The sequence below is a fragment of the Streptomyces sp. NPDC006997 genome (assembly GCF_040635175.1).
GTDB lineage: Bacteria > Actinomycetota > Actinomycetes > Streptomycetales > Streptomycetaceae > Streptomyces.
In genome coordinates this window covers 1-4,290 of the sequence record NZ_JBEYHH010000088.1, presented here as the reverse complement: position 1 = coordinate 4,290, position 4,290 = coordinate 1, and the positions used below count along the sequence as shown (strand labels likewise).

The 4,290-nt window shown below is 63.4% G+C and carries 5 protein-coding genes and 2 pseudogenes; 1 reads left to right on the top strand and 6 read right to left on the bottom strand.

The window, feature by feature from the left end:
- Positions 1 to 266: 266 nt before the first annotated feature.
- Both ABZ659_RS35735 and ABZ659_RS35730 read right to left on the bottom strand, forming a co-directional pair.
- The gene (locus tag ABZ659_RS35735) at positions 267 to 824 is read right to left on the bottom strand and encodes a hypothetical protein (RefSeq protein WP_360229149.1); all 558 of its coding nucleotides are present in this window, start codon (positions 822 to 824) and stop codon (positions 267 to 269) included.
- A 153-nt stretch (positions 825 to 977) separates the two neighbouring features.
- Complete coding sequence (locus ABZ659_RS35730; RefSeq protein WP_360229146.1) at positions 978 to 1,409, bottom strand: hypothetical protein; 432 nt, start codon at positions 1,407 to 1,409, stop codon at positions 978 to 980.
- Here ABZ659_RS35730 and ABZ659_RS35725 point away from each other — a divergent pair.
- Positions 1,408 to 2,589: an ISAs1 family transposase gene (locus tag ABZ659_RS35725; RefSeq protein ID WP_360229143.1), complete on the top strand. Its 1,182-nt coding sequence runs from the start codon at positions 1,408 to 1,410 to the stop codon at positions 2,587 to 2,589. The genes ABZ659_RS35730 and ABZ659_RS35725 overlap by 2 nt on opposite strands.
- Positions 2,590 to 2,627: 38 nt before the next feature.
- On the opposite strand, the pseudogene ABZ659_RS35720 reads toward ABZ659_RS35725, so the two are convergent.
- The 4 genes and pseudogenes from ABZ659_RS35720 to ABZ659_RS35705 all read right to left on the bottom strand — a co-directional run.
- Positions 2,628 to 2,795 (bottom strand): annotated as a pseudogene (locus ABZ659_RS35720) (transposase); the annotation flags it as partial.
- A gap of 12 nt (positions 2,796 to 2,807) precedes the next feature.
- Positions 2,808 to 3,062 (bottom strand): annotated as a pseudogene (locus ABZ659_RS35715) (winged helix-turn-helix domain-containing protein); the annotation flags it as partial.
- A gap of 121 nt (positions 3,063 to 3,183) precedes the next feature.
- Complete coding sequence (locus ABZ659_RS35710; protein WP_360229140.1) at positions 3,184 to 3,711, bottom strand: hypothetical protein; 528 nt, start codon at positions 3,709 to 3,711, stop codon at positions 3,184 to 3,186.
- A 12-nt stretch (positions 3,712 to 3,723) separates the two neighbouring features.
- Entirely contained in the window at positions 3,724 to 4,131 is a 408-nt protein-coding gene (locus tag ABZ659_RS35705) for a DNA/RNA non-specific endonuclease (RefSeq protein ID WP_360229137.1), read from the bottom strand.
- Positions 4,132 to 4,290: the final 159 nt, after the last annotated feature.

Below are 4,290 nucleotides of genomic sequence, written 5' to 3'. Positions count from 1 at the left end.
CTGAACGCCTTCCAGATCGCCTTCGAAGGCCGGCTCACCCCGGCCGCCAACTGACCACTACAGAAACTGGATCAGCCGTCTACTGGACACTCCCTTGCCTCGCTTACGCCGTGTAGCTGTCAAAATTCAGCCCTCTTCTTTTGCTCGGTGAACTGCTCTCGCTGGTCCCCAGAAATCCGCGAAGGGCAGATCGGTGCCATGCCCTGTACAGGGTATGACACCGATTGGGACTACGGCTCAGGAACGTCGACTGCCCTCAAAGGGAATCAATCCGGCAGAACACAGCCGGCTTTGCGTAGCTCGGCCAATTTTTCCACCTGGTGGGCGAAGTTAGCACTGCTATAGTCGGCCGCTAGGACCATGTCCTCTACCCCTGTCTCAAGGATGATTTTTGTGTGCACGCCGAATGGTGTGCCAGTGAGATCAACCTCCCGCCACCTTCCTTCGAGTGCTTGCCCTAAGGTCATGACGGCTTGAGTCTCAGGGTCTCTACGAATCAAGCGGCTCGGAATCCCATGCACAGACACTGCGGATCCTCGCGCGCCAGAGATGTCCAGCGCCCAGTCGACCTGTTCATACGCGGCGGAATTGGCGACGTCGTAGACAGGCTGTAGGTGCCGATAGGCCAAGTGCAGTCTTGGGCGGATCATGATCTGCCCGAGGTCACCGCGCAGAGTGACCCTGTTGAGCACACAGCCAGCCAGCTTGAGAGGCTTCGCATCCTTGACGAGGAGGCCATCTACCGTGACGTCTGTCAGGGCCGCACCCTCAATGTAGCAGTCTGATTCGCTGCAGTCGATCAGGTTTACGTTGGTGATCTGCAAGCGATCCAGTGGATCCGGCGTGCATCGCGAGACACAGTTCAAAAATTCGACGCTATCCCAGCTACCGGTCACGCGCGCACCTGGCAGACCTTGCGCGCCGGAAATTCTCCGACGTCTACCCTGAGATTTCATAAGCTAAGGAAGCACCCCAAATCAAAATGGTACAGATGGATATGTGATGTACGTGAGCGGTTCCACGTACCATCGATTCACGTGACCGAGGAACGCCCCGGCGCTGTTCGTGGCGAGCTCATAAGGCGAGACCCCGTGGCGAGTCGTCAGTAGAAAGTCGGGGTTATTGGCTCCGCCTACGTGCTGGAAGTGAGGCTTCACCTCTGGATGCTCAGCTACAGCCCGCTCCATCGCCTTACCGTAATTCGATTGGGCGAATTTTGGATCGGCTTCCGTTGCAGCTCGCTCGGCGTCAGTGAGTTCGTCGAGATAGCGCTGTGGATCCTTCTGGAACTCCTGGTGTACTTCGTCAGTAGCTCTTTGAATAGTCTCAGCGGGATCTTCACATCCCACGGACGTGAAAAGCTCGTCCTCGTCGCAGTCGTCGGAGCCTGCCCCGACATCTTCTCCCATGCCCTCCGCGCTGGAACACCTGGCCCACGCCGAGGCGCCTGTTCCCCTGTGCGACGCTGTTGACCTGCATCGATTCCTGGCCGGGGTGCCCGATCCCCGCGATGCACGTGGACGGCGTTACCCGCTGGCCGCGCTGCTGAGTGCCGCGGCCGCGAGTGTCCTGGCCGGTGCCCGCTCGCTGATCGCGATCGGGGAATGGCTCGCCGACGTGCCCGCGTGGGCCCTGCGCGCCCTGGGCTTCCCGCCCGATGCGCTCACCGGGACGGTTCCCGTACCGCATCCGGGAACCGTCCGCCGCCTGCTGCCCCGCATCGACGCCGACCTCCTGGACGCCGCCGTCGGCGCGTTCCTCGACGCGCGCCGCACCGCGCCGACTCCCACCGGCGTCGGACCCGGGCCCGACCTGCGGCCGATCGCCGTGGACGGCAAGGTCCCGCGCGGCTCCCGCACCGCCGAGACGCCGGCCGTGACCCTGCTCGCGGCCATGGCCCACAGCGGAGAAGTCCTGGCCCAGCGGCAGGTCACCGACAAGAGCAACGAGATCCCCGCGTTCGCCCCGCTGCTGGACAGCCTGGACCTGACCGGCACCCTGATCACTGCCGACGCCCTGCACACCCAGCACGACCACAGCACCTACCTGCGCGAACGCGGCGCCCACTACATCCCCATCGTGAAGAAGAACCACCCCGGCCTCCACCACCAGCTGCGCCGGCTGCCCTGGGCCGAAATCGCGCTCGACCACAAGGACCGCACCCGGGCCCACCACCCTCTCGAAATCCGGCGCCCGAAGACCGCCGCGTTCGCCCACCTCGACTACCCCCACGCCGTCCAGGCCCTCCAAGTCGTGCGCTGGCGACGCGACCTGACCGACGGCAAGCTCACCATCGAGCGGCTCTACCTGGTCAACAGCCTGCCGCCCGGCGCCGCGAGCGGCGCCGAACTCGCCGCCTTCATCCGCGGCCACTGGCTCATCGAGAACCGGCTGCACCACGTCCGCGACCGCACCTTCCGCGAGGACGACTCCAAAGGCCGCACCAACCACCTGCCCCGCACCATGGCCAGCCTGCGCAACCTCGCCATCGGGCTGCACCGCCAGGACGGCGCGACTAACATCGCCGCGGCCCTCCGCCGAGCCGCCCGCGACAGCCGCCGCCCCTTGATCGCGCTCGGCCTCACCTGACGAAACCGGACAAGATCACTTCACGCAATGCCCCTGGTCGTGCTGCCCCCGCCGCGGCGGGCCCGTTCGGCCCGTACCCAGTTACGCAGCGTCTCGCGGCTGATCCCCAGATCCTTGCCGATGCCCTCGAATGTGTGGCTCGGGTCCGACAGGTACAGCGCGACAGCGTCCGCCTTGAACTCGGGCGAGTAGACCTTCATCACCATAAAAGATGCCTCCTACCCGGCCCCTCCCGGGGTCGGGCTCAGAGGTGTCCACCACTCGGAGACAGGTCCCACCGCAGCCTCGTCTCGCTCCACCGCCCGGCGGGCCGACACCTGGCAGCTCCAGCCATGCTGCTTGAGCAGCGCGGCAACACCTTGCACGGTGTAGCTCTTGTGGAACCTGCGCCCGATAAGAGTCTTGATCCGTGACAAGGTCCAGGTCTGGTCCGGCCAGCCGTGCGCCACCGGCCCCCTGGCCAGTTCCTGTTCTGCATGATGGCGGTCCTGGCTAATGAAGCATGCCGGACGGTCAGGCGGCGTTGCGGACGTACGGAGGACCGGCCCGCCGGAGATGATCCGGCGGGCCGGTTCAGCGCATTCCTACCGTTGCTCAGTCCGCTTCGATGGAAGGCGTCGCTCCGGGGAAGTCCGGTGGCAGGCCATCAGGTTCCACCGTTCCCGACACCAAGCCGGCCAGGTACTCCGTCAAGGACCCCTTGAATTCGCACCAATCGTCATTGTGACCGCTGACGAGTACGGTCCACGAATCAGGGCCCGTTGCGTTCGTACGCCAGAAGAAGACATCGCCGTCGCAGGAGTCACCCCAGGGAACGAGACCCCCGGGTTCTGGGAACGGAACGTATCCGTGTGACATCCCAGAGTCCCGGAGATCGGTCAAGTCGCGGAGGAGCCCCCGCAGGCCCGACACGAAATACTCCTCTTCACCGGGGGTCGGGACGTGGAGGCCCAGGAACTCATCGATGGTGAACCGCGGGTACGACTCGGCAAGAGCTACGAAATCCGACGGGAAGGTAATTCCTGTCTCTTCTGAGATGAAGTTCCAGTTGACTCTCCGATGCTCATTCGCTCGAATATTGAGCAACGCTGGCAGCTCTTCCTCGAGTTGCTGAAGGCTCAACCCGTCCACCTCTCAAGGTACGTTCGGCACGAGAACGCCGGCGAAGAGCACCCCATTCGGGGTCGCAGCAGTCATTCTGATGCCAGTCGGGATATTATCCCTACCATTACCATACTCCAGTTGCCCAGAATACAGCACGGGCTGCTTCGCCGCCAGGGCGCTCGCCATCTTGTTTTCGAGTTTCTTCATGGCCGGGTCGTTCATTGCCTTGAATCCGGTGAAGATGTTCTCTCTGATCCAGTCCCCGTTGAACCGGTCACCGATGATGTGAGATCGATTGAAGATCCAATTTCCGCTACGGTCTCTTCTCGAGACGTATCCGGGCGGGTCCCAGGTACCTTGGCGCTTTCCACGGGAGTTTGGCGGCTTCAAGTCCTGCGGGCATATCAGAGCTGTAGCCCCTGTGGGCGTGCCGTCCACGAGCGGTTGGTAGTTGAACCGCTGGCTGCGGGGCTGATTGCAAGCTCCACTGCTGCCAGTATCAGGAAGAGGTCACGTCCGCTGGAGTGGTGTATCGACGGCCACTCGGTGATCTCGTTCTGAGGCTATGCGGTGAGTTCGGTGGGCAGGGCGGTGTCG